35 protein-coding genes are annotated in these 23,416 nt (G+C 67.0%); 33 read left to right on the top strand and 2 right to left on the bottom strand.

Going from position 1 to position 23,416, the window contains the following annotated elements:
- The first annotated feature begins 213 nt into the window (after nucleotides 1-213).
- From tuf to rplQ, 32 genes are all read left to right on the top strand, one after another.
- Nucleotides 214-1,404 (top strand): elongation factor Tu, encoded by a 1,191-nt coding sequence (gene tuf, locus RE421_RS15220; protein WP_309811916.1) that lies wholly within the window; start codon nucleotides 214-216, stop codon nucleotides 1,402-1,404.
- A gap of 93 nt (nucleotides 1,405-1,497) precedes the next feature.
- Nucleotides 1,498-1,626, top strand: a complete 129-nt coding sequence (locus tag RE421_RS15215) for a hypothetical protein (RefSeq protein ID WP_309811913.1) — start codon at nucleotides 1,498-1,500, stop codon at nucleotides 1,624-1,626.
- A complete protein-coding gene (locus tag RE421_RS15210; RefSeq protein WP_309811910.1) occupies nucleotides 1,623-2,159 on the top strand; it encodes a DUF3817 domain-containing protein in 537 nt (178 codons plus the stop codon). Before RE421_RS15215 ends, RE421_RS15210 begins: the two co-directional genes overlap by 4 nt.
- A gap of 386 nt (nucleotides 2,160-2,545) precedes the next feature.
- Nucleotides 2,546-2,854: a 30S ribosomal protein S10 gene (rpsJ, locus tag RE421_RS15205; protein ID WP_010145320.1), complete on the top strand. Its 309-nt coding sequence runs from the start codon at nucleotides 2,546-2,548 to the stop codon at nucleotides 2,852-2,854.
- Between the two features lie 20 nt (nucleotides 2,855-2,874).
- Nucleotides 2,875-3,525: a 50S ribosomal protein L3 gene (gene rplC, locus RE421_RS15200; RefSeq protein WP_309811905.1), complete on the top strand. Its 651-nt coding sequence runs from the start codon at nucleotides 2,875-2,877 to the stop codon at nucleotides 3,523-3,525.
- A 4-nt stretch (nucleotides 3,526-3,529) separates the two neighbouring features.
- On the top strand, nucleotides 3,530-4,174 hold the full coding sequence (rplD, locus tag RE421_RS15195) for a 50S ribosomal protein L4 (protein WP_309811902.1): 645 nt from the start codon (nucleotides 3,530-3,532) through the stop codon (nucleotides 4,172-4,174).
- Nucleotides 4,171-4,476 (top strand): 50S ribosomal protein L23, encoded by a 306-nt coding sequence (gene rplW / locus RE421_RS15190; protein WP_309811899.1) that lies wholly within the window; start codon nucleotides 4,171-4,173, stop codon nucleotides 4,474-4,476. The genes rplD and rplW overlap by 4 nt, the downstream gene beginning before the upstream one ends.
- A 36-nt stretch (nucleotides 4,477-4,512) precedes the next feature.
- Nucleotides 4,513-5,352, top strand: a complete 840-nt coding sequence (gene rplB, locus RE421_RS15185; protein ID WP_309811897.1) for a 50S ribosomal protein L2 — start codon at nucleotides 4,513-4,515, stop codon at nucleotides 5,350-5,352.
- Nucleotides 5,353-5,365: 13 nt separating this feature from the next.
- Nucleotides 5,366-5,647 (top strand): 30S ribosomal protein S19, encoded by a 282-nt coding sequence (rpsS, locus tag RE421_RS15180; protein WP_309811895.1) that lies wholly within the window; start codon nucleotides 5,366-5,368, stop codon nucleotides 5,645-5,647.
- Nucleotides 5,648-5,689: 42 nt separating this feature from the next.
- Complete coding sequence (gene rplV / locus RE421_RS15175) at nucleotides 5,690-6,052, top strand: 50S ribosomal protein L22 (RefSeq protein WP_309811893.1); 363 nt, start codon at nucleotides 5,690-5,692, stop codon at nucleotides 6,050-6,052.
- 3 nt (nucleotides 6,053-6,055) lie between these two features.
- Nucleotides 6,056-6,880, top strand: a complete 825-nt coding sequence (rpsC, locus tag RE421_RS15170) for a 30S ribosomal protein S3 (RefSeq protein ID WP_309811890.1) — start codon at nucleotides 6,056-6,058, stop codon at nucleotides 6,878-6,880.
- Nucleotides 6,880-7,296 carry a 50S ribosomal protein L16 gene (gene rplP / locus RE421_RS15165; RefSeq protein WP_309811888.1) on the top strand — a complete coding sequence of 139 codons (417 nt, stop codon included), beginning with the start codon at nucleotides 6,880-6,882 and terminating at the stop codon, nucleotides 7,294-7,296. The genes rpsC and rplP overlap by 1 nt, the downstream gene beginning before the upstream one ends.
- 2 nt (nucleotides 7,297-7,298) lie before the next feature.
- Entirely contained in the window at nucleotides 7,299-7,646 is a 348-nt protein-coding gene (gene rpmC, locus RE421_RS15160; protein ID WP_309811885.1) for a 50S ribosomal protein L29, read from the top strand.
- A gap of 20 nt (nucleotides 7,647-7,666) precedes the next feature.
- Nucleotides 7,667-7,966: a 30S ribosomal protein S17 gene (gene rpsQ / locus RE421_RS15155; RefSeq protein WP_309817460.1), complete on the top strand. Its 300-nt coding sequence runs from the start codon at nucleotides 7,667-7,669 to the stop codon at nucleotides 7,964-7,966.
- Between the two features lie 382 nt (nucleotides 7,967-8,348).
- Nucleotides 8,349-8,717 carry a 50S ribosomal protein L14 gene (gene rplN / locus RE421_RS15150; protein ID WP_309811882.1) on the top strand — a complete coding sequence of 123 codons (369 nt, stop codon included), beginning with the start codon at nucleotides 8,349-8,351 and terminating at the stop codon, nucleotides 8,715-8,717.
- A 5-nt stretch (nucleotides 8,718-8,722) separates the two neighbouring features.
- Nucleotides 8,723-9,064 carry a 50S ribosomal protein L24 gene (rplX, locus tag RE421_RS15145; RefSeq protein ID WP_309811879.1) on the top strand — a complete coding sequence of 114 codons (342 nt, stop codon included), beginning with the start codon at nucleotides 8,723-8,725 and terminating at the stop codon, nucleotides 9,062-9,064.
- Nucleotides 9,064-9,687 (top strand): 50S ribosomal protein L5, encoded by a 624-nt coding sequence (gene rplE, locus RE421_RS15140; RefSeq protein ID WP_309811876.1) that lies wholly within the window; start codon nucleotides 9,064-9,066, stop codon nucleotides 9,685-9,687. Before rplX ends, rplE begins: the two co-directional genes overlap by 1 nt.
- Nucleotides 9,688-9,760: 73 nt before the next feature.
- The gene (rpsH, locus tag RE421_RS15135) at nucleotides 9,761-10,159 is read left to right on the top strand and encodes a 30S ribosomal protein S8 (protein WP_309811874.1); all 399 of its coding nucleotides are present in this window, start codon (nucleotides 9,761-9,763) and stop codon (nucleotides 10,157-10,159) included.
- A gap of 31 nt (nucleotides 10,160-10,190) precedes the next feature.
- The gene (rplF, locus tag RE421_RS15130; RefSeq protein WP_309811872.1) at nucleotides 10,191-10,724 is read left to right on the top strand and encodes a 50S ribosomal protein L6; all 534 of its coding nucleotides are present in this window, start codon (nucleotides 10,191-10,193) and stop codon (nucleotides 10,722-10,724) included.
- On the top strand, nucleotides 10,724-11,098 hold the full coding sequence (gene rplR / locus RE421_RS15125; protein ID WP_309811869.1) for a 50S ribosomal protein L18: 375 nt from the start codon (nucleotides 10,724-10,726) through the stop codon (nucleotides 11,096-11,098). The genes rplF and rplR overlap by 1 nt, the downstream gene beginning before the upstream one ends.
- Before the next feature lie 38 nt (nucleotides 11,099-11,136).
- Nucleotides 11,137-11,901, top strand: a complete 765-nt coding sequence (rpsE, locus tag RE421_RS15120) for a 30S ribosomal protein S5 (RefSeq protein ID WP_396134523.1) — start codon at nucleotides 11,137-11,139, stop codon at nucleotides 11,899-11,901.
- On the top strand, nucleotides 11,894-12,121 hold the full coding sequence (gene rpmD / locus RE421_RS15115) for a 50S ribosomal protein L30 (RefSeq protein ID WP_309811859.1): 228 nt from the start codon (nucleotides 11,894-11,896) through the stop codon (nucleotides 12,119-12,121). Before rpsE ends, rpmD begins: the two co-directional genes overlap by 8 nt.
- On the top strand, nucleotides 12,114-12,572 hold the full coding sequence (gene rplO / locus RE421_RS15110) for a 50S ribosomal protein L15 (RefSeq protein ID WP_309811854.1): 459 nt from the start codon (nucleotides 12,114-12,116) through the stop codon (nucleotides 12,570-12,572). The genes rpmD and rplO overlap by 8 nt, the downstream gene beginning before the upstream one ends.
- Nucleotides 12,573-12,756: 184 nt before the next feature.
- Nucleotides 12,757-14,064: a preprotein translocase subunit SecY gene (gene secY / locus RE421_RS15105; protein WP_309811851.1), complete on the top strand. Its 1,308-nt coding sequence runs from the start codon at nucleotides 12,757-12,759 to the stop codon at nucleotides 14,062-14,064.
- 99 nt (nucleotides 14,065-14,163) lie between these two features.
- The gene (locus RE421_RS15100) at nucleotides 14,164-14,799 is read left to right on the top strand and encodes an adenylate kinase (protein ID WP_309811849.1); all 636 of its coding nucleotides are present in this window, start codon (nucleotides 14,164-14,166) and stop codon (nucleotides 14,797-14,799) included.
- A gap of 3 nt (nucleotides 14,800-14,802) precedes the next feature.
- Nucleotides 14,803-15,642 carry a type I methionyl aminopeptidase gene (gene map / locus RE421_RS15095; protein ID WP_309811846.1) on the top strand — a complete coding sequence of 280 codons (840 nt, stop codon included), beginning with the start codon at nucleotides 14,803-14,805 and terminating at the stop codon, nucleotides 15,640-15,642.
- Nucleotides 15,643-15,868: 226 nt separating this feature from the next.
- Nucleotides 15,869-16,090 (top strand): translation initiation factor IF-1, encoded by a 222-nt coding sequence (infA, locus tag RE421_RS15090; protein ID WP_010080397.1) that lies wholly within the window; start codon nucleotides 15,869-15,871, stop codon nucleotides 16,088-16,090.
- A gap of 40 nt (nucleotides 16,091-16,130) precedes the next feature.
- The gene (gene rpmJ / locus RE421_RS15085; protein WP_309811795.1) at nucleotides 16,131-16,244 is read left to right on the top strand and encodes a 50S ribosomal protein L36; all 114 of its coding nucleotides are present in this window, start codon (nucleotides 16,131-16,133) and stop codon (nucleotides 16,242-16,244) included.
- A 304-nt stretch (nucleotides 16,245-16,548) separates the two neighbouring features.
- Nucleotides 16,549-16,917, top strand: a complete 369-nt coding sequence (gene rpsM, locus RE421_RS15080; RefSeq protein WP_309811794.1) for a 30S ribosomal protein S13 — start codon at nucleotides 16,549-16,551, stop codon at nucleotides 16,915-16,917.
- A gap of 52 nt (nucleotides 16,918-16,969) precedes the next feature.
- A complete protein-coding gene (gene rpsK / locus RE421_RS15075) occupies nucleotides 16,970-17,374 on the top strand; it encodes a 30S ribosomal protein S11 (RefSeq protein ID WP_115931872.1) in 405 nt (134 codons plus the stop codon).
- Between the two features lie 123 nt (nucleotides 17,375-17,497).
- Nucleotides 17,498-18,496, top strand: coding sequence for a DNA-directed RNA polymerase subunit alpha (locus RE421_RS15070; protein ID WP_309811790.1), 999 nt, complete (start codon nucleotides 17,498-17,500; stop codon nucleotides 18,494-18,496).
- A gap of 97 nt (nucleotides 18,497-18,593) precedes the next feature.
- Entirely contained in the window at nucleotides 18,594-19,193 is a 600-nt protein-coding gene (gene rplQ / locus RE421_RS15065; protein WP_309811789.1) for a 50S ribosomal protein L17, read from the top strand.
- A gap of 193 nt (nucleotides 19,194-19,386) precedes the next feature.
- Here the strand turns inward: rplQ and RE421_RS15060 are convergent, their stop codons facing one another.
- Nucleotides 19,387-20,304 (bottom strand): CPBP family intramembrane glutamic endopeptidase, encoded by a 918-nt coding sequence (locus tag RE421_RS15060; RefSeq protein WP_309811788.1) that lies wholly within the window; start codon nucleotides 20,302-20,304, stop codon nucleotides 19,387-19,389.
- Between the two features lie 36 nt (nucleotides 20,305-20,340).
- On the opposite strand from RE421_RS15060, the gene truA reads away from it, so the two are divergent.
- The gene (truA, locus tag RE421_RS15055) at nucleotides 20,341-21,219 is read left to right on the top strand and encodes a tRNA pseudouridine(38-40) synthase TruA (protein WP_309811786.1); all 879 of its coding nucleotides are present in this window, start codon (nucleotides 20,341-20,343) and stop codon (nucleotides 21,217-21,219) included.
- 134 nt (nucleotides 21,220-21,353) lie between these two features.
- Here truA and RE421_RS15050 read toward each other — a convergent pair whose 3' ends face one another.
- Nucleotides 21,354-23,201, bottom strand: coding sequence for a DUF222 domain-containing protein (locus RE421_RS15050; protein WP_309811783.1), 1,848 nt, complete (start codon nucleotides 23,199-23,201; stop codon nucleotides 21,354-21,356).
- Between the last annotated feature and the right edge of the window lie 215 nt (nucleotides 23,202-23,416).

Below are 23,416 nucleotides of genomic sequence, written 5' to 3'. Positions count from 1 at the left end.
GGTGACCCGCCCGCACTCCGGAGGGCGGGGCCACCACAGGACGGAAGGTCGGTCCGCGTCACATGGCGGTCCGGGTGGCCTGATCGCAGGACCGGTCCTGACCCAATCCGGAGAATTATCACCAGCAGACAGATCGAAGTAGACTTTCCCAAGTTGTCAGCACGCCACCCGCGGCTGAGAAGTCTCTTCAGATGAACGTTCTAGGAGGAACCTGTGTCGAAGGCAAAGTTCGAGCGGTCGAAGCCGCACGTCAACGTCGGTACCATCGGCCACGTTGACCACGGCAAGACCACGCTGACCGCGGCGATCTCGAAGGTCCTGTACGACAAGTACCCGGACCTCAACGAGGCCCGCGACTTCGCGACCATTGACTCCGCGCCGGAAGAGCGCCAGCGCGGCATCACCATCAACATCTCCCACGTGGAGTACCAGACGGAAAAGCGTCACTACGCCCACGTCGACGCCCCGGGTCACGCTGACTACATCAAGAACATGATCACCGGCGCAGCCCAGATGGACGGTGCCATCCTCGTGGTCGCCGCCACCGACGGCCCGATGGCCCAGACCCGCGAGCACGTGCTGCTCGCCCGCCAGGTCGGCGTGCCGGCTCTGCTGGTCGCGCTGAACAAGTCGGACATGGTCGAGGACGAGGAGCTCCTGGAGCTCGTCGAGATGGAGGTCCGCGAGCTGCTGTCCTCCCAGGAGTTCGACGGCGACGACGCCCCGGTCATCCGCACCTCCGGCCTGAAGGCCCTGGAGGGCGACGCCCAGTGGGTCAAGTCCGTCGAGGACCTGATGGACGCGGTGGACTCCTACATCCCGGACCCGGTCCGTGACAAGGACAAGCCGTTCCTGATGCCGATCGAGGACGTCTTCACCATCACCGGCCGCGGCACCGTCGTGACCGGCCGCGCCGAGCGTGGCACCCTGAAGATCAACTCCGAGGTCGAGATCGTGGGCATCCGCGACCTGCAGAAGACCACCGTCACCGGTATCGAGATGTTCCACAAGCAGCTCGACGAGGCCTGGGCCGGCGAGAACTGTGGCCTGCTGCTTCGCGGTCTGAAGCGCGAGGACGTGGAGCGCGGCCAGGTCGTCGTGGCCCCGGGCTCCATCACCCCGCACACGGACTTCGAGGGCAACGTCTACATCCTGTCCAAGGATGAGGGCGGGCGTCACAACCCGTTCTACTCGAACTACCGCCCGCAGTTCTACTTCCGCACCACCGACGTCACCGGCGTCATCACGCTGCCGGAAGGCACCGAGATGGTCATGCCCGGCGACACCACCGAGATGACGGTCGAGCTGATCCAGCCGATCGCCATGGAGGAGGGCCTCGGCTTCGCCATCCGTGAGGGTGGCCGCACCGTGGGCTCCGGCCGCGTCACCAAGATCATCAAGTGATCTAGGGTTCACGCCTCAGCAACCCCTTCGGCTTCGGCCGGAGGGGTTGCTGCGTTAACGGGGTAGGCGGCCGAGGACAGGTAGGCTGGGGGCATGGAATTCCTCATTGCCCTGGTGGTCATCGCGGCGGTCGTCTTCGCGATCGTGCGATTGCGCAAGACCTTCCGCCATGAGATCGGCCGTGCCAAGCGCATCAAGCGCGCGAACGACTCAGACCGTTGAGCCCCAACGCGATCCCCAACGCCACCTCCGACAGCGCCCCCCACGGCACCGCCCCCCACGGCACCGTGATGCCGGGCCCCCGGGCGCTGTTCCGGTTCTTCGCGACGGCGGAGATGGTCACCTGGGCCCTGCTGATCCTGGCGATGATCCTGAAGTACACGGGCACCACCGAGGCGCTGATGCCCGCGGGCGGGGGAGCGCACGGCTTCGTCTTCCTCTGCTACGCCGTGGTCAGTGTGGGCGTGTGGATCAATCAGCGCTGGAGCGCCGGCCGGGGCGCGGCCGCCGTGCTCCTGGCCGTGGTGCCGTTCGCCACCCTGCCCTTCGAACGCTCGCTGGCCAAGCGTGGGGAGCCAGACGCCACCTGGCGCCTAGTTGACGGGCGCAGCCCCCGGCCTGCCGGGTTCTGGGAGTCGCTGGAGGCCTGGGTCCTGCGGAACGTGATCCTGGCCGCGATCCTCGCGGTGGCCGCCGTCGCTGTGGTGTTCTCCCTCCTGCTGCTCGCCGGCCCTCCGGGGGAGTGGTTCAGCTGACCCGAGACGCCGCGTGCCGGGGTACATGCCGGTGAATTCGCGCCCGGGCAGTTGATCTGTCATACTGGATCAGTTGCTCAAGCGCTAGGGCGTGTGTGGAGCTGTCTGCAGCACCACCGCCCGAGACCAAACACAACACATAATCCCCATCAGGATCTGGCGGTCCTGTGGTCTTCTGTGTCTCTGGCATGATGTCATGCCTGCGGAGCAGATCACGACACGCCCGACCGCGTGGGTCGATGCCCCAGCAGGGCGAGGAACCCGGGTTTCCCGGATTCGGTCTGCGTGGGTGAACAAGAAGCGCGGGACCGGTTCGCCGGGCCCGTGGCGAACAGGGACAGGTGCGCGAACGCGTACGAAGCACAGGACGAAAGAGGCATGACGCCATGGCGGGACAGAAAATCCGCATCCGGCTGAAGTCGTATGACCACGAGGTCATCGATACTTCGGCTCGGAAGATCGTCGACACGGTCACGCGCGCAGGCGCAACGGTGGTGGGCCCGGTGCCGCTGCCGACGGAGAAGAACGTGTACGTCGTGATCCGCTCTCCCCACAAGTACAAGGACAGCCGCGAGCACTTCGAGATGCGCACGCACAAGCGGCTGATCGACATCATCGATCCGACGCCGAAGGCCGTTGACTCGCTCATGCGTCTCGACCTTCCGGCCGACGTCAACATCGAAATCAAGCTCTGAGAGGGAGGTGCTGAGAAACTATGACCATCACGCGTAATGTCAAGGGCCTGTTGGGCACGAAGCTCGGCATGACCCAGGTCTGGGATGCGGACAACAAGCTCATCCCCGTCACTGTCGTCCAAGCCGAACCCAACGTCGTGACCCAGCTGCGCAATGCGGAGGCCAACGGTTACGCCTCCGTGCAGATCGCCTACGGGCAGATCGATCCGCGCAAGGTCACCAAGCCGCTGGCCGGCCACTTCGAGGCCGCCGGGGTCACCCCGCGCCGCCACGTGGTCGAGCTGCGCACCGCCGACTCCGCCGAGTACACGCTCGGCCAGGACGTCACCGTCGAGGTCTTCGAGGCCGGCCAGAAGGTCGACGTCGTCGGGACCACCAAGGGCAAGGGCTTCGCCGGTGCCATGAAGCGTCACGGCTTCTCCGGCGTCGGTGCCTCCCACGGTGCCCACAAGAACCACCGCAAGCCGGGCTCCGTCGGTGGCGCCTCCACCCCGGGCCGCGTCTTCAAGGGCCAGCGCCTGCCGGGCCGGATGGGCGCCGTCCGCCAGACCACCCAGAACCTCACCCTCCACGGCATCGACGTGGAGAAGAACCTGCTGCTGATCAAGGGTGCCGTCCCCGGCCCCCGCGGCCGGGTCGTCCTGGTTCGCACCGCAGTGAAGGGAGCATGAGCAGATGGCTACCAACGCAGCTAACGCTGAAGCCAAGACCGTCACGGTTGAGCTGCCCGCCGAGATCTTCGACGTCCAGGCCAACGTGCCGTTGATGCACCAGGTCGTGGTGGCCCAGCTGGCCGCCGCTCGCCAGGGCACCCACAAGGTCAAGCGTCGGGGCGAGGTCTCCGGTGCCGGCCGCAAGCCGTTCAAGCAGAAGGGCACCGGCCGCGCCCGTCAGGGCTCGATTCGCGCTCCGCAGATGACCGGTGGTGGCGTGGTGCACGGCCCCGAGCCGCGCGACTACTCCCAGCGAACCCCCAAGAAGATGAAGGCCGCCGCCCTGCGTGGCGCCCTCTCCGACCGTGCCCGCAACGGCCGCGTCCACGTGATCGAGGAGCTGGTGGCTGCCGGTACCCCGAGCACCAAGGCGGCCAAGGCCGTGCTGCTCTCGCTGACCGCGGGACGCAAGAACGCCCTCGTGGTCATCGACCGTGCTGACGACAGCGCGGCGCTCAGCGCCCGCAACCTGGAGTCGGTGCACACCCTGTACTTCGACCAGCTGAACACGTACGACGTGCTGGTCAGCGATGACGTGGTCTTCACCCGCGCCGCCTACGAGGCGTTCGTGGCCAAGGCCGGCGCACAGAAGGAGGATGCCCAGTGAGCGGCTCCATCAACAAGAACCCCCGCGACGTGGTCATTGCCCCGGTCGTGTCGGAGAAGAGCTACGGCCTGATCGACGAGGGTAAGTACACCTTCCTGGTCGACCCGCGCTCCAACAAGACCGAGATCAAGCAGGCGGTGGAGTCCATCTTCTCCGTCAAGGTTGACTCGATCAACACCCTGAATCGTGCCGGCAAGCGTAAGCGCACCAAGTTCGGTTGGGGCTCCCGCAAGAGCACCAAGCGCGCGGTCGTGACGCTCAAAGAGGGCACGATTGACATCTTCGGAGGTCCGCTCGCCTGAGGCGTAGCGGAGACCACTTAATCGAGGAACTGACACATGGCTATCCGTAAATACAAGCCGACCACCCCGGGCCTTCGCGGCTCGTCCGTGGCCGACTTCGCAGAAATCACCCGGACCACCCCGGAGAAGTCGCTGCTCCGCCCGCTCACCAAGAGCGGCGGCCGCAACAACTCCGGCAAGATCACGACCCGCCACAAGGGCGGCGGCCACAAGCGCCAGTACCGCGTCATCGACTTCCGTCGCCATGACAAGGACGGCGTGCCCGCCAAGGTCGCTCACATCGAGTACGACCCGAACCGGACCGCCCGCATCGCCCTGCTCCACTACGTGGACGGCACCAAGCGCTACATCCTGGCCCCGGCCAAGCTGAACCAGGGTGACACGGTCGAGGCCGGCGCCACCGCTGACATCAAGCCCGGCAACAACCTGCCGCTGCGCAACATCCCGCTGGGCACCGTCATCCACGCCGTGGAGCTCCGTCCCGGGGGCGGCGCCAAGCTGGCCCGCTCCGCCGGTTCGTCCATCCAGCTGGTGGCGCGCGAGGGCAAGTACGCCCAGCTGCGCCTGCCCTCCGGCGAGATCCGCAACGTCGACGTGCGCTGCCGCGCCTCCGTCGGCGAGGTCGGCAACGCCGAGCAGTCGAACATCAACTGGGGAAAGGCCGGCCGCATGCGGTGGAAGGGCGTCCGCCCGACCGTCCGCGGCGTGGTCATGAACCCCGTCGACCACCCGCACGGCGGTGGCGAGGGCAAGACCTCCGGTGGTCGCCACCCGGTCAACCCCAATGGCAAGCCCGAGGGCCGCACCCGCCGCCCGAACAAGGAAAGCGACAAGCTCATCGTGCGCCGTCGCCGTTCCGGCAAGAACAAGCGATAGGAGCGGATCAGACATGCCACGCAGCCTGAAGAAGGGTCCCTTCGTCGACCAGCACCTCTACCTCAAGGTGGATGCTGAGAACGAGAAGGGCACCAAGAACGTCATCAAGACCTGGTCCCGCCGGTCCATGATCATCCCCGACATGCTCGGGCACACGATCGCGGTCCACGACGGACGCAAGCACGTCCCGGTGTTCATCACCGAGTCGATGGTCGGGCACAAGCTCGGCGAGTTTGCCCAGACGCGGACCTACCGCGGTCACGTGAAGGACGACCGGAAGGGCAAGCGCCGCTGACGCGGGGCTTGACCGTCCGAGGAACTCGAAAGAAGGAAAGCAATGGAAGCCAAGGCAATTGCGCGCCACCTGCGTGTAACGCCGATGAAGGCCCGGCGCGTCGTCAACCTTGTCCGTGGCAAGCAGGCGAACGAAGCGCTGGCCATCCTGAAGTTCGCCCAGCAGGGCGCTTCGGAGCCGGTGTACAAGCTGGTCGCCTCCGCGGTGGCCAACGCCCGGGTCAAGGCCGACCGTGAAGGCCTGGCGTTCAACGAGGACGCCCTGTTCATCACCGAGGCCTTCGTCGACGAAGGACCGACCATGAAGCGATTCCAGCCGCGTGCCCAGGGCCGCGCCGGACGCATCAACAAGCGCACCAGCCACGTGACCGTGGTCGTTGCCACCGAGGAAGAGAAGGGGAAGTAACCCATGGGTCAGAAGATCAACCCGAACGGTTTCCGCCTCGGCATCACCACCGACCACGTCTCGCACTGGTTCGCTGACTCCAACAAGGAAGGCCAGCGGTACAAGGACTTCCTGAAGGAAGACATCAAGATCCGCGAGCTGATGACCGACGGCATGGAGCGCGCCGGCATCTCGAAGGTGGAGATCGAGCGGACCCGCGACCGGGTGCGGGTGGACATCCACACCGCCCGTCCCGGCATCGTCATCGGCCGCCGCGGCGCCGAGGCCGACCGTATCCGCGGCGAGCTCGAGAAGCTCACCGGCAAGCAGATCCAGCTGAACATCCTCGAGGTCAAGAACCCCGAGGTGGACGCCCAGCTGGTCGCCCAGGGTGTGGCCGAGCAGCTCGCCTCCCGCGTGGCCTTCCGCCGGGCCATGAAGAAGGCCATCCAGTCCGCCACCCGTGCGGGTGCCCAGGGCATCCGGATCCAGTGCGCCGGTCGCCTGGGTGGCGCTGAGATGTCCCGCTCGGAGTTCTACCGCGAAGGCCGTGTGCCGCTGCACACCCTGCGCGCGAACATCGATTTCGGCAAGTTCGAAGCCAAGACCACCTTCGGCCGCATCGGCGTGAAGGTCTGGATCTACAAGGGCGACCTGACGGCCAAGGAACTGGCCGCCAAGGAAGCCGCTGCACCGTCCGGCCGTGGTGGCCGTGGTGGCGATCGCCGTGGCCCGGGCGGCCCCGGTGGTGGCGACCGTCGCCGTCGCAACGACCGGGCCCCGCGTCAGGACTCGTCCGCCGGCAGCAGCGCAGCTTCCTCCGCGCCCGCTGAAGGAGGCAATGCCTGATGTTGATTCCCCGTCGAGTCAAGCACCGCAAGCAGCACCACCCGAAGCGCTCGGGGATGGCGAAGGGCGGCACCGCCGTCACCTTCGGCGAATGGGGCATCCAGGCCATGACCCCGGCCTATGTCACCAACCGTCAGATCGAGTCCGCCCGTATCGCCATGACGCGCTACATCAAGCGCGGCGGCAACGTGTGGATCAACATCTACCCGGACCGCCCGCTGACCAAGAAGCCTGCCGAGACCCGCATGGGTTCCGGTAAGGGTTCCCCCGAGTGGTGGGTCGCCAACGTCAAGCCGGGTCGCGTGCTCTTCGAGCTCTCCGGCGTCAGCGAGGACGTGGCCCGCGAGGCGCTGCGACTGGCTATGCACAAGCTGCCGTTGAAGGCACGTATCGTCCGCCGAGAGGGTGGTGAGTGATCATGGCTACCGGTTCGAAGGAACTGAACGTCGAGGCCCTGGACGGCCTGGACAACGGCCGTCTGGCCGAGGAGCTCAAGCGCTCCAAGGAGGAGCTGTTCAACCTCCGCTTCCAGTCGGCCACCGGCCAGCTGGACAACCACGGCCGGCTGAAGACCGTCAAGCGGGACATCGCCCGGATCTACACGATCCTGCGTGAGCGCGAGCTCGGGATCCGCGAGGACGTTGAGGCCCCGGCCGAGGACGTCAAGCCCGCCAAGGGCAAGAAGGCTGCCAAGGCCAAGGCTCCGGCCGAGACCCAGGTCGCCGACACCGAGAACACCGAGAAGACCGAGGAGGAGGCCAAGTGACTGAGAACGCGAACGCATCCGTGAACGACGACGCCACGGCAGCCGCCGCCGGTACTGCCGGTGTCTCCGAGCGCGGCTACCGCAAGTCCGCCCGCGGCATCGTCGTGTCGGACAAGATGGACAAGACCATCGTGGTGCAGGTCGAGGACCTGAAGAAGCACGCCCTGTACGGCAAGGTGCTGCGGACCTCCAAGAAGGTCAAGGCCCACGACGAGGAGAACACCGCCGGCATCGGCGACCGTGTCCTCATCGCCGAGACCCGCCCGACCTCCGCCACCAAGCGGTGGCGCCTGGTCGAGATCACCGAGCGCGCCAAGTAGCCCGGAGATCCCCGCACGACGACGGCCGGTCACCTTCCAGCGGAAGGGGCCGGCCGTCGTCGTACCCGGGTGAATTAACCGGTCAATTAGCCCCTGGGGCCCCGATGCGCTAGGATGGACTGTCTGTGCGCCCTTGTTGGCGGGACCATCCATCCCGCGTGCCGAGGGTTTCGCAAAACCTCTCGATCAACCGCCTCGGCCTTGCCCCGCGGATTGACGGTTGTTGCAGCGCCGGTTCCTGTCTGACAGGGGGGCCGGAAGGCTCTGCAGCCGGCTCTCTCGCCACAGGGGTGGGGGTAAGCGGTCCGGGAACATCAAAATATCCGTTCCGCAAGGCTCGCCCGGCTTCGGGGGAGAACCAGCGCGACGACAGGAGTTACGAGTGATTCAGCAGGAGTCGCGGCTTAAGATCGCTGACAACACCGGTGCCAAGGAAATCTTGACCATCCGTGTTCTCGGTGGATCCGGACGCCGCTACGCAGGTATTGGCGACACCATCGTCGCCACCGTGAAGGACGCCATCCCCGGCGGCAACGTCAAGAAGGGCGACGTCGTCAAGGCGGTCATCGTGCGGACCAAGAAGGAGCGTCGGCGTGCCGACGGTTCCTACATCAAGTTCGACGAGAACGCCGCCGTCATCCTCAAGACCGATGGCGAGCCGCGAGGCACCCGCATCTTCGGCCCGGTGGGTCGCGAGCTGCGTGACAAGAAGTTCATGAAGATCGTGTCACTGGCACCGGAGGTGATCTGACCACTATGGCAAAGATCAAGAAGGACGATCTCGTCCAGATCATCGCCGGCAAGGACAAGGGCAAGCAGGGCAAGGTCCTGCAGGTCTTCCCGTCCCGTGACCGGGTGCTGGTGGAGGGCGTCAACCGCGTCACCAAGCACCTGCGTGCCGGCCAGAACAACAACGGCTCCACCGAAGGCGGCCTGCAGGTCGTCGAGGCGCCCGTGCACGTGTCCAACGTGGCGGTCGTGGATCCCGAGACCAAGAAGCCGACCCGTGTGGGCTACCGCTTCGAGACCGTTGAGAAGAACGGCGAGTCCAAGACCGTCAAGGTCCGCTTCGCCAAGGCTTCCGGAAAGGTGCTGTGATGACTGAGACCACTGAAGCAGCAGCAACCCCTGCGGAAACCCCGATCAAGGTGACCCCGCGTCTGAAGACCAAGTACCGCGAGGAGATTCGCGCGGCCCTTCAGGACGAGTTCAACTACGGCAACACCATGCAGGTTCCCGGCCTGGTCAAGGTCGTCGTGAACATGGGTGTCGGCGAGGCCGCCAAGGACTCGAAGATCATCGACGGCGCCATCCGCGATCTCACCCAGATCACGGGCCAGAAGCCGCAGGTCACCAAGGCCCGCAAGTCCATCGCGCAGTTCAAGCTGCGTGAGGGCATGCCGATCGGCACCCACGCGACCCTGCGTGGCGACCGCATGTGGGAGTTCCTGGACCGCCTCGTCACCCTGGCGCTGCCGCGCATCCGTGACTTCCGCGGCCTGTCCCCGAAGCAGTTCGACGGCAACGGCAACTACACCTTCGGTCTGGCTGAGCAGTCGGTCTTCCACGAGATCGACCAGGACAAGATCGACCGCGTGCGCGGCATGGACATCACCGTGGTGACCACCGCCAAGAACGACGACGAAGGCCGTGCACTGCTCAAGGCGCTCGGCTTCCCCTTCCAGGGCATGAACGACGCCCAGAAGTCCTCCCAGAAGTAAACATCTACGTTGCAGGTCCCCATCGGAGCACTCCGGCCGGGGAAACCGCAGCGAGGAAGGGCACGAAGCCCACATGACCATGACAGATCCTGTCGCAGACATGCTGACGCGTCTGCGCAACGCCAACTCGGCCTTCCACGACTCCGTGGACATGCCGTCGTCCAAGCTCAAGATTCGCGTGGCGGACATCCTCAAGTCCGAGGGTTACATCGCCAACTACACCGAAGAGGACGCCCCGGTGGGCAAGCGCCTCGTCATCGAGCTGAAGTTCGGTCCTCAGCGCGAGCGGGCCATCGCCGGCCTGCGCCGCATCTCCAAGCCCGGTCTGCGCGTCTACGCGAAGTCCACCGGCCTGCCGCACGTGCTGGGCGGCCTGGGGATTGCCATCCTGTCCACCTCCTCCGGTCTGCTCACCGACCGTCAGGCAGCCAAGAAGGGCGTGGGTGGGGAAGTCCTCGCCTACGTCTGGTAATCGGCGAGTACGGAAGAAAGGTAGATAAGACATGTCACGTATTGGACGTCTTCCGATCACCGTGCCGTCCGGCGTCGAGATCAAGATCGACGGCGCGAACGTCGCCGTCAAGGGCCCCAAGGGGGAACTGAGCCACGCGGTGGCCAGCCCGATCGAGATCACGCTCGAGGAGGGCACCGTCACGGTGACCCGCCCGAACGACGAGCGCGAGTCGCGTTCGCTCCACGGCCTGACCCGCACGCTGATCTCCAACATGATCGTCGGTGTCACCGACGGTTACGAGAAGCAGCTCGAGGTCATCGGCACCGGTTACCGCGTGCAGGCCAAGGGCTCGGACCTCGAGTTCGCGCTCGGCTACTCCCACCCCGTTCCCGTCAAGGCTCCTGAAGGCATCTCCTTCAAGGTCGAGGGCAACAAGGTGACCGTGGCCGGCATCGACAAGCAGCGCGTCGGCGAGACCGCTGCCAACATCCGCAAGCTGCGCCGTCCCGACCCGTACAAGGGCAAGGGCGTGCGTTACGCAGGCGAGGTTATTCGCCGCAAGGCCGGAAAGGCAGGTAAGTAATGTCCACGCTGAAAGTGAAGGGCAAGGGGAAGTACGTCTCCCGCACCCGCCGCCACTTGCGCGTCCGCAAGCGGATCTCCGGCACCGCCGTCCGTCCCCGCCTGGTGGTCAACCGCTCCGCACGGCACATGTTCGTGCAGCTGGTGGACGACACCCGCGGCGTGACGCTCGCCTCGGCCTCCACCATGGAAGCCGACCTGCGGGCGTTCGAGGGCGACAAGTCCGCCAAGGCCCAGAAGGTCGGTGGGCTGATCGCCGAGCGCGCCAAGGCTGCCGGTGTTGAGGCCGTGGTCTTCGACCGCGGCGGCAACAAGTACCACGGCCGCGTGGCCGCCGTCGCCGACGGTGCCCGGGAAGGTGGGCTGCAGCTGTGAGCGAGACGAACACCGAGAGCAACAAGAAGGACACTCAGGTGACCGAAAACACCGAGAACACTGCCGTGGCCGGCGCGTCTGAGACCGCCGCCGGTTCGGCCAGCCAGTCCACCGAGGCCGGCGGCCGCGGTGGCCGTGGCGGCAACGACCGTGGCCGCGGCGGCAACGACCGCGGTGGCCGTGGTGGCAACGACCGTGGCGGCCGCGGTGGCAACGACCGCGGTGGCCGTGGCGGTCGCGACGACGACAAGGACAAGTTCCTCGAGCGCGTCGTGGCCATCAACCGCGTCTCCAAGGTCGTGAAGGGCGGACGTCGGTTCTCCTTCACCGCCCTCGTGGTGGTGGGCGACGGCGACGGCATGGTCGGCGTCGGCTACGGCAAGGCCAAGGAAGTCCCGGCAGCCATCTCCAAGGGCGTGGAAGAGGCCAAGAAGTCCTTCTTCCGCGTTCCCCGCGTCGGCACCACCATCCCGCACCTGGTGCAGGGTGAGGATGCCGCCGGTGTGGTGCTCCTGCGTCCGGCGTCCCCGGGTACCGGTGTGATCGCCGGTGGTCCGGTCCGCGCCGTGCTGGAGTGCGCCGGTGTCCATGACGTGCTGTCCAAGTCGATGGGGTCCGCCAACGTGATCAACATCGTCCGCGGCACCGTGGAGGCCCTCAAGCAGCTGGAGGAGCCGCAGTCCGTGGCAGCCCGCCGTGGCAAGCCGCTGGACGAGGTTGCCCCGCACGCGATGCTCCGCACCATCGAGGAGGATCGCGCCAAGAAGAGCGCAGAGAAGGCAGGTGCGGCATCCCATGGCTAACTTCAGCACCCGGAAGAACGTCGCCGTGAGCGGCGCGACTCTGGAAATCACCCAGATCAAGTCCGTCATCGGCGGCAAGCAGAACCAGCGCGACACCCTGCGGTCCCTCGGTCTGAAGCGGATCGGCCAGACGGTCACCCGCTCCGCAGACGAGGTCACCGTGGGTATGGTCAACACCGTGCCGCACCTGGTGAAGGTTGAGGAGATCAACAATGGCTGACGAAATTCAGGATGCCATCAAGGTCCATGACCTGCGTCCGGCCCCCGGCGCCAAGAAGTCCAAGACCCGCGTGGGTCGTGGCGAGGCGTCCAAGGGCAAGACCGCAGGCCGCGGTACCAAGGGCACCAAGGCGCGCTACCAGGTGAAGGCCGGCTTCGAAGGCGGCCAGCTGCCGCTGCAGATGCGCCTGCCGAAGCTGCGCGGCTTCAAGAACCCGTTCAAGGTCGAGTACCAGGTCGTGAACCTGGACAAGCTGTCGGAGCACTTCCCGGCCGGCGGCGACGTGACCCCGGACGCCCTCGTGGCCAAGGGCCTGGTCCGCAAGAACCAGCCCGTCAAGGTCCTGGGCTCCGGCGAGGTCTCCGTGGCGCTGAACGTGAAGGCCGACGCCTTCTCGAACTCCGCCGTCGAGAAGATCTCGGCTGCCGGTGGGTCCACGGAGGCCCTCTGACGGTTCGTTGAACTGAACAGGTTGAACTGAACGAGGCCCCCGGGCCGCTGATCCACGTGGAGTCCATGTGGGGGAGCGGCACGGGGGCCTTCTTCTTTCCGATAGACTCGCTCAGTGGTTCACTGGGCCGACCCGCGGGGCCGCCCTGACTGACCACTCCACTACCCCACCACCAGGAGGACGCTTGTTCAGCGCGATTGCCCGGGTCTTCCGGACGCCCGACCTGCGGCGAAAGATCTGGTTCACCCTCGGGATCGTCGTCATCTACCGGCTCGGTGCCTTCATCCCGGCCCCCGGGGTCGACTACGGCACCGTGCAGGTCTGCCTGGATCAGGGCAACACCACCGGTGGGCTGTACTCGTTCGTGAACATGTTCTCCGGCGGCGCCATGCTGCAGGTGTCGGTCTTCGCCCTCGGCATCATGCCGTACATCACGGCGGCCATCATCGTGCAGCTCCTGCGCGTGGTGATCCCGCGGTTCGAGGAGCTGCAGAAGGAGGGGGCGCAGGGCCAGTCGAAGCTGACCCAGTACACCCGTTACCTGACGGTCGCCCTGGCCCTGCTCAACGCCACCACCATCGTCTCCCTGGCCCGGACTGGCGCGCTGCTCGGCTGCAACCTGCCGATCGTGCCGGATGACAGCCTGGGGATCATCCTGCTGATGATCGTCACGCTGACCTCGGGCACCGTGTTGATCATGTGGCTGGGCGAACTCATCACCGAGCGGGGCGTCGGCAACGGCATGTCCCTGCTGATCTTCCTGTCCATCGCCGCCGGGTTCCCGGCCGGCCTGGGCCAGATCTGGACCACCCAGGGCTGGCGCGTGTTCGGCATCGTGATGATCGTCGGGCTGCTGACCATCATGGCCGTGGTGTTCGTGGAGGAGTCCCAGCGCCGTGTGCCCGTGCAGTACGCCAAGCGGCAGATCGGCCGGCGCACCGTGGGCGGGACGAGCACCTACATCCCGATCAAGGTCAACATGGCCGGCGTGATCCCCGTGATCTTCGCGTCCTCGATCATGATGCTCCCGGGCATCCTGATCCAGTTCAACACCCCCCAGGACGGGTCCAACCCGCCGGAGTGGGTCATCTTCCTCTCCACGTACTTCAGCACGGGCTCCCACCCCGTCTACATGGCCCTGTTCTTCCTGCTGACGATCGGCTTCACGTACTTCTACGTGACGATCACCTTCAACCCGGTGGAGATCAGCGACAACATGAAGAAGTACGGCGGCTTCATCCCCGGCGTCCGCGCCGGCGGGCCCACGGAGAAGTACCTCGAATACGTCATCAGCAGGATCACCTTCCCGGGCGCGTTGTACCTTGGAGTCCTGGCGATGATCCCGATGATCGCCTTCGTGCTGATCAACGCAGACCAGAACTTCCCGTTCGGCGGCATCTCCATCCTCATCATGGTGGGCGTCGCGCTGCAGACCATCAAGCAGATCAACGCCCAGATGGAGCAGCACAACTACGAGGGGCTGCTGCGCTAGAGAGACTGCTGCGGCAGAAGCCCCGTCCCGGAAGACGCCCACCCCCAGACGTACTCCTGAACACCGAATAACCACGCTGATCGACAGTAAGGAATACCAATGACCCGCATGCTGATCATGGGCCCTCCCGGGTCCGGTAAGGGCACCCAGGCTTCCCGCATCGCGGACAAGCTCGGCATCGTGGCGATTTCCACGGGCGACATCTTCCGGTACAACGTCAAGGAGATGACGCCGCTGGGCAAGGAGGCGAAGAAGTACATGGACAATGGCGACTTCGTCCCGGACGAGGTCACGAACCGGATGGTCGCCGAGCGCATCCGCCAGTCGGACGTGGAGCACGGCTTCCTGCTGGACGGCTACCCCCGCACCTCCGGTCAGGTGGAGGCCCTGGACGGGTTCCTCACCGAGGACGGCCACGCCCTGAACGTGGTCATCGAGCTGACCGTGCCCGACGATGAGCTGGTGGCCCGCCTGCTGGGCCGCGCCGAGAGCGACGGGCGCAGCGATGACACGGAGGAGGTCATCCAGCACCGCCTGGACCTCTACCACGAGCAGACCGAGGCCGTGATCGAGTCCTACGTGGCCCGCGGCATCGTCCAGCGCGTGGACGGCACCGGCCAGATCGATGACATCACCGAGCGACTGCTGCAGGCCGTGTACTCGGTCCGGGAGCGCACCGGGAACCTGCCGGTCGTCCAGTCCGTGGGCGAGGGCGACGCCGAGAACCCGGAGTAGCCGATGAGCCGCCGTCAGGTCGAACTGAAGACCGTCCCGCAGATGCAGACCATGCATCGCGCCGGCCTGGTCCTTCACCGCGCCCTGGACGCGGCCGTGGGGGCGGCGGTCCCGGGCACGACGACGGCCGCGGTCGACGCCGTGTTCGCCTCGGTTCTCGAGGGGGCCGGCGCCACCCCCAACTTCCTGGGCTACTACGGCTACCCCAAGACCATCTGCGCCTCCGTGAACGAGGAGGTGGTGCACGGGATCCCGGGGGAGCGGGTGCTCCAGTCCGGGGACGTGCTCAAGATCGACGGCGGCTGCATCATCGACGGCTGGCACTCCGACTCGGCCCGCACCGTGGTGCTGGGCTCCTCCGCGGCCGGCACGGCGGACCCGGAGGACGAGCGCCTCTCCGAGATCACCCGCCAGGCCATGTGGCGCGGGATCGCGGCGCTGGCCACCGCCAAGTACGTCGGGGACATCGGGGACGCGATCGATGACTTCGTCAGTTCGCAGCCCGGAGCCCCGCTCGGCATCCTGCAGGACTACGTGGGCCACGGCATCGGCACCGCCATGCACCAGGCCCCGGACGTGCTCAACTACCGCTCCCGGCACCGCGGGCCCAAGGTCAAGCCGGGCCTGTGCCTCGCGATCGAGCCGATGCTCGTGCGCGGAGGGCTGGAGACGGACGTCCTGGCGGACGACTGGACCGTGGTCACCCGTGACGGCGCGCGCGCCAGCCAGTGGGAGCACTCGGTCGCGCGGCACCGGGGCGGGATCTGGGTGCTGACCATGCCCGACGGCGGCGCGGCGGACCTCACCCCGCTCGGCGTGGTGCCCGTCCCGCTCGGGGAGTAGGGCTTTCCACCTACCCGTTCTGCTGAACCCGGTCAACTCCGACGCGGGTGAATTTCACTTCTGTGCGGGAAACCAGTAGTATTGCTTGCTGGTTGTCTCTGCGGTGCGCCGCGTCCTGCTGGGCTGTGTCCTGCAGGGTCCCGCCCCATCGGTCAACCGGAAACATCCCCGCCAGACTCTATCCGCCCCTGTGGCGGGTGGTTCCGGCACAACGTAAGTGGAGGACATGGCTAAGAAGGAAGGTGTCATCGAGGTCGAGGGCACGGTGAGCGAGGCATTGCCGAACGCAATGTTCCGCGTCCGTCTGCAGAACGAGCACGTTGTGCTCGCCACGATCTCGGGAAAGATGCGTCAGCACTACATCCGGATCCTCCCCGAGGACCGGGTCGTCGTGGAACTTAGCCCGTACGACCTCAACCGGGGTCGGATCGTGTACCGCTACAAGTAAACCCATCCACCACTCAACAGCTAGCGCTGGAGGAGGAACCATGAAGGTTCAGCCAAGCGTGAAGCGGATCTGTGACAAGTGCCAGGTGGTGCGCCGTAAGGGCCGCGTCCTGGTGATCTGCGACAACCCACGCCACAAGCAGCGCCAGGGCTGATCTCGTCCTTCGACGGGATGGTCCACGCGCAGCACCGGTCCACTGAGCACACCACTCACGGCCAGGTCCAACCGGACCGAACAGCAGCACAGCCGGGATCGGCCACTGGGAACCCCCAGGGACGGTCACGGCAACCCCTGGACGCAGAGGCCGGGGACCCGAACCGCGGCAACGCCGGTGGGCGGAGTGAAACATCCGGAACTTCGCCGGAACCGCCACCAGGGCACCGCAGGGAAGAGATTCCCGCAGTGAGGGGACGTGCTGGTGCAGACCTTTGCTTCAGAAGAACTAGGAGGACGGCCTTATGGCACGTCTAGCAGGCGTCGACATCCCGCGCGAGAAGCGCGTCGTCATCGCTCTCACGTACATCTTCGGTGTGGGCCAGACCCGCTCCGAGCAGACCCTCGAGGCGACCGGGATTGACCCGAGCATCCGCGTCAAGGATCTGACCGACGATCAGCTGGTTGCCCTGCGCGACTACATCGAGGCGAACTTCAAGGTGGAGGGTGACCTGCGCCGCGAGGTGGCAGCCGATATCCGCCGCAAGCTGGAGATCGGCTCCTACCAGGGTGTCCGCCACCGCCGCGGCCTGCCCGTCCGTGGCCAGCGCACCAAGACCAACGCCCGTACCCGCAAGGGCCCGAAGAAGACCGTCGCCGGCCGCAAGAAGTAGCCGGACCCCGACAGTCACTTCCGCACAACACCAGCTTTCGTAGGAGAGACACATGCCCCCCAAGACACGTGCTGCGGTGACCCGCAAGCCTCGTCGCAAGGACAAGAAGAACATCACCGTGGGCCAGGCCCACATCAAGAGCACCTTCAACAACACCATCGTGTCCATCACGGACACCACCGGTGCTGTGATCTCGTGGGCCTCGGCCGGCGATGTGGGATTCAAGGGCTCCCGCAAGTCCACCCCCTACGCCGCCCAGATGGCCGCCGAGAAGGCTGCCAAGGCCGCTCAGGAGCACGGGCTGCGTAAGGTCGACGTCTTCGTGAAGGGTCCCGGCTCCGGCCGCGAGACCGCGATCCGCTCGCTCCAGGCCGCCGGCCTGGAGGTCGGCTCCATCTCGGACGTCACCCCCTCTGCCCACAACGGTTGCCGCCCGGCCAAGCGCCGCCGCGTCTGACCGCAGTACCGAGCGCACGTCCCCTGAATCGGGGGCGTGCGCCTCGGTGCTCACCAGCCCACCCCATTCGTTTCCACCCATCGTGTGCGTCATATGGCGGACGCTCGCCGAAAGGAAATGTCAGTGCTCATTGCACAGCGCCCCACGCTGACTGAAGAAGTCGTTGCCGACAACCGCTCCCGGTTCATCATCGAACCGCTGGAACCCGGGTTCGGCTATACCCTCGGTAACTCCCTTCGCCGGACCCTGCTGTCCTCCATCCCGGGCGCTGCTGTCACCAGCATCCGCGTGGATGGGGTGCTGCACGAGTTCAGCACCGTCGCCGGTGTGAAGGAAGACGTCACCGAGGTCATCCTGAACATCAAGAAGCTCTCGGTCTCCTCGGAGCATGACGAGCCCGTCGTCGCCTACCTGCGCAAGCAGGGCCCCGGCGTCGTCACCGCCGCGGACATCACGTCCCCGGCCGGCGTCGAGGTCCACAACCCGGATCTGCACATCGCCACCCTGAACGGCAAGGGCAAGTTCGACATGGAGCTCATCGTCGAGCGCGGCCGCGGCTACGTCACGGCGGCCCAGAACAAGTCCGCCGACGCGGAGATCGGCCGCATCCCGGTCGACTCCATCTACTCGCCGGTGCTGAAGGTCACCTTCAAGGTCGAGGCCACCCGTGTGGAGCAGCGCACCGACTTCGACCGCCTCATCATCGACGTGGAGACCAAGGAGTCCATGGCTCCGCGTGACGCCGTGGCCTCCGCCGGCACCACCCTGGTGGAGCTCTTCGGCCTGGCCCGCGAGCTGAACCTGGAGGCCGAGGGCATCGAGATCGGTCCGAGCCCGACGGACACCACGGTGGCCGCGGACATGGCCCTGCCGATCGAGGACCTCGAGATGACCGTGCGCTCCTACAACTGCCTGAAGCGCGAGGGCATCCACACCGTCGGCGAGCTCGTCGCCCGCTCCGAGGCCGATCTGATGGACATCCGGAACTTCGGTGCCAAGTCCATCGACGAGGTCAAGGAAAAGCTGACCGAACTGGGTCTGTCCCTGAAGGACTCCCCGGCTGGCTACGACCCCTCCCTGCACTCCCAGGAGTCGGACGAGGAGTCCTACGGCGAGTACTGAGCCCCGGTTCGCTGAACCGGGTTTGGTCCTTCCGTACCACCACCCATAGCGTCCTGATGGCCGGTAGCCGTCAGGGACCATCTGAGGAGAATCACCAATGCCTACCCCCACCAAGGGACCGCGCCTGGGCGGCGGCCCTGCCCACGAGCGGATCATGCTGGCCAACCTCTCGGCCAACCTGTTCGAGCACAAGAAGATCACCACCACGGTGACCAAGGCCAAGCGCCTGCGTCCCTTCGCCGAGCGTCTGATCACCTTCGCCAAGAAGGGCGATCTGGCCTCGCGTCGCAAGGTTCAGGGCATCATCTCGGCCAAGAACCGCACGAACAAGACGATCGTGCACGAGCTGTTCACCGTGATCGGCCCGGCCATGGCCGAGCGCGAGGGCGGCTACACCCGCATCACGAAGATCGGTAACCGCCACGGGGACAACGCCCCCATGGCCGTGATCGAGCTCGTCATGGAGCCCGTCTCCGCCAAGCAGGCGGTGGTCCGTGAGGCCGAGCAGGCCGCTGAGACCGCTGCCCCGGCCGCCCCGGCTGCTGTGGTCGAGGATGCCCCGGTCGAGGAGACTCCGGTCGCCGAGGCCGAGGTCGTGGAGACTGACGCCGCTGAGTCTGAGGCTGCCGGGACCCCGGCTGCTGAGACTGACGCTGCCGAGGCTCCTGCCGCTGAGGAGAAGACCGACGAGAAGTGATTCTCCCGGTCTGATCCGATCTGGTCTCGCCTGATCTGGTCTAGCCTGGACTGACCCGTCACCGTGCACCCCGCGTGCGCCGGTGGCGGGTCGTTCTGCTTAACGGAGGCGTTGGAAGGTCGGTCTGCGCGCGAGGGGAAATCAGCCTCTGCCCAGGCTGGCGGCCAACCTCGGACCAGACTGGCGGCCAGCCTCAGAGCAGGCCGGACGCCAGCATGAAGATGGCGCCGGCATGGGCGACGGTCGCGCCGAGCACCCCGTGCCGCAGGGCGATGACGGCGCACACCAGCCCTTCGAGGAACGTGAAGGCGAGGATCGGCCAGCCCAGGTCCGTCAGGAGGAAGGCGAGGACCAGATGCCCCGCCGCGAAGGTCAGCGCCGAGAGCAGGGCCGCCCGCCAGCGGCCCGTCCGGCCCGGAAGCTGGTCCTCCAGGTGCGCCTGGAGGAATCCGCGGAAGAGCACCTCCTCCACCAGGTTCCCGCACAGGGCGAAGACCGCCAGCACCACCAGCACGCCACCGGCCACGGCGCCGCCGCGCTGGTCCACGGGGACGGGAGGCACCGTCAGGGCGGGGGCCACCGACTGGAGCGCGGGGATCCACTGCCCGATCGTCCCGTAGAGGAAGAGGAACGGCAGCACGATCAGCGCCCCGCCGAGCAGCCCTACAAGGACCGAGGTCCACCACCGCCGCCCCGTCCACAGCACCGTCCAACGGAGATCCCGGCAGGCGACGAGGATCGCTCCCACGAGAGCCAGAGAGGCCATGGCCAGGACGAGCAGGGCGACGGGGTCATCGGTGAACCGCAGCCATAGCGTCGGCACTCCGCTGGAGCTCCCGCCACCTCCCGAGTCCCCACCGCCCGCCGTGCCGCCTGCCGTGCCGCCTGCCGTGCCGCCTGCCGTGCCGTCCGCCCCGCCGCCGACCACGCCGAACTCCCACAGCCCCTGGGCGGTCATGGCGTCGCGGGCGACGATGAAGCCGAGGATCAGCATCATGATCCGTACCCCGTGAGCCTGCCGAGGGAGCAGGGCCACCACGATGCCGACCAGCACCACGGCCGGCAGCACGGTCAAGAGGTAGGCCATCCACGGCGCGAGGGTCGGATCCATGCTGTCCATTCTGGCCCGGGATTTAGAATGGTTCCCATGTCCACGCCGTCTCCCGCGCTAGTCCGCGTCCGCCTCGACCTGGCCTACGACGGCACGGACTACAACGGCTGGGCCACCCAGCCGGGCCTGCCAACGGTGCAGGGCGTTCTGGAATCGGCGCTGGCCATGATCATCCGCCGTCCCGTGCGCACGGTCGTCGCCGGCCGCACGGACGCCGGCGTCCACGCCCGGGGCCAGGTGGTGCACTTCGACCTGACCGAGGCCGAATGGACCGCGGTGACGCGCCACCGGGAAGGGCTGGAGCCGGCGTCGACCCTGGTGCGCCGCCTCAGCGGCGCCCTGAGCCGAGAGCGGGGCGCGGTGGTCATCCGGCGGGCCGCGCTGGCCCCCGAAGGCTTCGACGCGAGGTTCTCGGCCCTGTGGCGGTCCTACCGGTATGCCATCAGCGACTCTTCCGAGGCCTGCGACCCCCTGAATCGGCGGTTCACCTACTGGCACAAGACCGTACTGGATGTGGAGCTCATGGACGCCGAGGCGCGGTCCGTGCTCGGACTCCATGACTTCCTGACCTTCTGCAAGCCGCGCGACGGTGCCACCACCATCCGCGAGCTGCAGGACTTCGGCTTCACGCGAGACCCCCAGACCGGCCTCATCACCGCCCATCTGAGGGCCGACGCCTTCTGCCACAACATGGTGCGGGCCCTCGTCGCCGCCACGGTGCAGGTGGGGGAGGGGCGCCACCCCGCCGGATGGGTGGCCGGGCGCCTCGAGGCCATGGTGCGCGATGCGCAGACCCGGCTGGCCCCGCCGCACGCGTTGGTCCTGGAGCATGTCGAGTACCCCGACGCCGGCGTCGATCCTGCCGCCCTCGCCTCCCGTGCCGAGGGAACCCGCGCCAGACGGACGGGCCTGTAGCTGGACGCGGGACGCCTCGGAGCCGGACACTGAGCCGGACACTGAGCCGGACACCGAGCCGGACGCAGAGCCGCGCGCTTTCGAGCGCACCACGGAACGCACCCAGCAACTCACCCTGCAACGCACCCTTGATCTCACCGCTGCCGCCAGTAGAGATTGCGCTGTGGTTGTCTCCGTGGATCCAGATAGGGCGCGGGGATGAACCACGGGCTGCCGGATCTCATGTCGATCTCCCAGGCACCCGAATGCACGGCGTGATGGTGATGGACGCAGAGCAGTACCCCGTTCTCAACGGAGGTGGGTCCGCCGTGTTCCCAATACTCCACGTGGTGCGCCTCGCACCACGGTGCGGGGATCCAGCACCCGGGCGCGGTGCAGCCGCCGTCCCGTGCGGCGATCGCCTGGCGCAACCGGGTGGGGAAGAGCCGCTGGGCCCGTCCGACATCGAGCACCTCTCCCTGGGCGCCGAGGACGACCGGGAGGATCTCTGAGTCACACGCCATGGCCCGGATGATGTTCGGGTGGATCATGCCGGTGTAGGCGGCCGATGACTCGAACTGACTGAGGTCCTCGGCGGAGCGGTTGCCCGCCTTCTCCAGATCGCCCAGCAGCGTGTGGAAGTCAATGGTCACGGCCACCTGGGGACGCTGGCCACCCGAGGAGGGGAGCCGGTCCGACTCGATCAGCGCCAGTCCGCCGGCGATGCAGGCGATGAGACCGTCCAGCTGCTGCTGGTTCCTCGAACGGGGGTCGAGGGCGGGCACGGCGGTGTACTCGCCGTCGCCGTCAGACAGCGCCTCGGCCATCAGCTGACCCTCGCCAGAGTCGGCAGTCTCGCCCGTCTCACCCAGCCCGCATCCCTCGGCGGAGCCGCGGTACTGTGCGCGGGGATTCGTGGCGGCGCTGGAGATGGTCTCCAGGTACTCGTTCTGCGCGTCGTCGACGGCCAGCAGCCAGTGGTGCAGGCCGTTGCGCTTGCCCTTGCGGATCATGCCCTGCATCTGCGGGAGATCGGCATCGTTCGGTTCGGCGCCGTCCGGGTCCACGGTGGCCTCGAACCACTTCAGCCAGTGGTTGCTCACCTTGCGCAGGGTTCCCGGGTCCACGGAGAGGGCCTGGGAGACCAGCCGCTCTTCGCCGTCCTCCAGCAGGGGGCCGACGGCGTGCGGCTCGGCTCCGACCCGGCGGGCCATCTGGCGGGCCGCACCCATCGCCTGAGTGATGACGTCCACCGCAGTACGGTCCACCGAACCGTCCTGAACCACCTCGGCCAGAAGCGGTCGACGCGGCGGGAGGAGCTCCCCGGACAGGGCCTGGGAGGGGCGAAGGTCGGCGACCCAGCGGACGCGACGGCGGGCCTCGGTGCCGTCGATGCGGAGGGCCAGTCTGAGGTAGTCGGTGGCGTCACGGAACGGGGGCTTGCCGGCGGGGAGGCCGAGGAGCCGTTCGCGCTCGGAGGGGTTCTCGAAGGTCTCCACGGTGTGGCCCGCCAGCGACATCTGGGCTGCTGCGACGGACCGCCCGATGTTCTCCAGGACCTGTTGCAGCGTCGGCAGCGTGACGCCGTCCGAGGCAGCAGGCGGATCAGGCGGAGCAGGCGGTGCTGGCGGGACACTCCCGTCCGCAGGTGAGGCGGACGGGACTGCTGAATCAGGTGACGTGGGTGCAGGCAGGGCTGGGTCGGTGGCCGTGGCGCCCGGCTCGGGGAGCATGGCACCCCAGTCCCGGGAGCTGCCCTGGGAGTCGCCGGTGGAATCACTCGTGGAGTCACCAGTGGAAGCGGCACGGGTAGCGGCAAGGGCCAGGGGAGCCACCTCGCGGAGCGCATCCGGCGCGGCAAGCCGATCCGTCACCGCCCGGGTGGTCGCATAGAGCAGGCCCATCAGTTGGCCGAGGGGCATCTCCTCCAGGGCGGGGCCGGTGCCGAGGTCGGGATCGGGGCCGGAGTCATGAGAACGGTCTGGTGCTTCGTCGTGGTCCATGCTGCCCTCCTGTCCCGGCCTCTGCCTCTCCGATGGGAACACGTGTTCGAATAGCTCCATTCGATCACGGTCGTTGGGCGGACGGAAGGGCTTTTCGGAATCTGTGGACGACACGCCATGGATTGGTTACCTGTGGAGGAGTGGACCGGCGGTGCGGGGCCGCTGGTTCGGCGGGCATGCTGCACGGGGCGGCGGGCATGGTGTACCGGCCCCAG

It is taken from the genome of Citricoccus sp. I39-566 (assembly GCF_031432995.1).
Taxonomy (GTDB): Bacteria; Actinomycetota; Actinomycetes; order Actinomycetales; family Micrococcaceae; genus Citricoccus; species Citricoccus nitrophenolicus_A.
The sequence above is the reverse complement of the archived record's forward strand: the minus strand, read 5'-3'. Positions and strand labels throughout refer to the sequence as shown.